Source organism: Salipiger sp. HF18, assembly GCF_011806505.1.
GTDB classification, from domain to species: Bacteria; Pseudomonadota; Alphaproteobacteria; order Rhodobacterales; family Rhodobacteraceae; genus Salipiger; species Salipiger thiooxidans.
This window is the reverse complement of the sequence record NZ_JAATOS010000644.1, coordinates 1-1935: the sequence shown is the minus strand read 5'-3', so window position 1 is coordinate 1935 and position 1935 is coordinate 1. Positions and strand designations below refer to the sequence as shown.

The window sequence follows — 1935 nt, the reverse complement described above, 5'->3', positions numbered from 1 at the left end:
ATCGCCGACACCATCGTGCGGCTCAACCGGGAGCGCGGCTACACCTTCTGCGTGATCGAGCACGACATGGATTTCATCGGCCGCATCTGCGACCCGGTCATCGTCATGGCCGAGGGCAAGAAGCTGGCCGAGGGCACGCTCGACCAGATCAAGGCCAATGACGCGGTGATCGAGGCCTATCTCGGCACCGGGCTCAAGAACGCCGCGAAGACCGGGGAGACCACCGCATGACCGGCACCATTGCAGGGGGCGCTGCCCCCGTCGCCATGCGGCGACTCCCCCGGAGTTTGCCGGGCAAGATGAAGACACGGGGGCGGTCATGAGCGGCGGCGACTACGGCGACCGGGGCAACCGGGATCTGTCCATCGCCAAACCCGGGGGCATGGGCGAGGCGCGCCCCGTCCGCGAGGGCGGCCACGAGCACGCGGCGCCGGGCGGGCCCTTCCTGATCGAGGCGATGACCGGCGGCTACGGCCGCGGCGCGGACATCCTGCACAGCTGCACCATCGCCGTGGAGCGCGGCGAGATCGCGGTCATCGTGGGGCCCAACGGCGCCGGCAAGTCGACCGCAATGAAGGCGGTCTTCGGCATGCTGAACCTGCGCGAGGGCTCGGTGCGGCTCGATGGCGAGGACATCACCGAGCTGAGCCCGCAGGCGCGGGTGCGCAAGGGCATGGGCTTCGTGCCGCAGACCCACAACATCTTCACCTCGATGACGGTGGAGGAGAACCTCGAGATGGGCGCCTTCATCCGCGACGACGATTTCCGGGGGACGATGGCACAGGTCTACGACCTGTTCCCGATCCTCAAGGAGAAGCGCCGTCAGGCGGCAGGCGAGCTTTCGGGCGGTCAGCGCCAGCAGGTGGCCGTGGGCCGGGCGCTGATGACGCAGCCCAAGGTGCTGATGCTGGACGAGCCGACCGCGGGCGTGAGCCCCATCGTGATGGACGAGCTTTTCGACCGGATCATCGAGGTCGCGCGAACCGGGCTGCCGGTGCTGATGGTGGAACAGAACGCGCGTCAGGCGCTGGAGATCGCCGACAAGGCCTATGTGCTGGTGCAGGGGCGCAATGCCCACACCGGCACGGGCAAGGAGCTGCTGGCCGACGACGAGGTCCGGCGCAGCTTCCTCGGCGGATGAGCGGGTGGAGACCTGAGGTGAGTAATATCGGAAAGACGGAACCGGCGGGATGCGTCCCGCCGCGCGGTCCGGAACAGAACGGGGGGCGGATCCGATGGACGCTCTGAACGCACTGGTGGCGCTTGCGAATTTCGTGCTCATCCCGGCCATGGCCTATGGCAGCCAGCTGGCGCTGGGGGCGCTCGGGGTGACGCTGATCTACGGCATCCTGCGCTTCTCGAACTTCGCCCATGGCGACACCATGGCCATCGGCACGATGATCACCATCCTGGTGACCTGGGGGCTGCAGGCGCTGGGCGTGAGCCTGTCGCCGCTGCCGACCGCGCTGCTGGCCATTCCCTTCGGCATCGCGGGCACCGCGCTTCTGGTGCTGGGCACCGACCGGCTGATCTATCGCTTCTACCGCGAGCAGAAGGCCAAACCGGTGATCCTCGTGATCGTGTCGATGGGCGTCATGTTCATCTACAACGGCCTCACCCGCTTCGTCATCGGGCCCAATGACCAGGATTTCGACGACGGCACGCGGTTCCTGATCTCGGCCCGGGACTTCAAGGCGATGACCGGCCTCGACGAGGGGCTGGCGCTGAAATCCACGCAGGCGATCACCGTGGTGACCGCCGTCATCGTCGTCGCACTGCTGTTCTGGTTCCTCAACCGCACCCGCACCGGCAAGTCGATGCGGGCCTATTCCGACAACGAGGACCTCGCGCTGCTCTCGGGCATCAACCCCGAGCGGGTGGTGACGGTGACCTGGATCATCGTCTCGGCGCTGGCGGTGGTGGCGGGCACGCTCT

General features: G+C 67.4%; 2 protein-coding genes and 1 pseudogene. All 3 read left to right on the top strand.

Annotation, left to right across the window (positions count from 1 at the left end; translation table 11 throughout):
• Positions 1-231: pseudogene (locus HC022_RS25330) on the top strand (ABC transporter ATP-binding protein); the annotation flags it as partial.
• An 88-nt stretch (positions 232-319) separates the two neighbouring features.
• Positions 320-1141: an ABC transporter ATP-binding protein gene (locus HC022_RS25325; protein WP_167454233.1), complete on the top strand. Its 822-nt coding sequence runs from the start codon at positions 320-322 to the stop codon at positions 1139-1141.
• A gap of 94 nt (positions 1142-1235) precedes the next feature.
• A partial coding sequence (locus HC022_RS25320) for a branched-chain amino acid ABC transporter permease (RefSeq protein ID WP_167454232.1) occupies positions 1236-1935 on the top strand: 700 nt, incomplete at its 3' end.

Bases quoted from the DNA above. Each gene is read 5' to 3' on its own strand.
- HC022_RS25325 (WP_167454233.1), top strand. From the start codon at position 320: ATGAGCGGCGGCGACTACGGCGACCGGGGCAACCGGGATCTGTCCATC.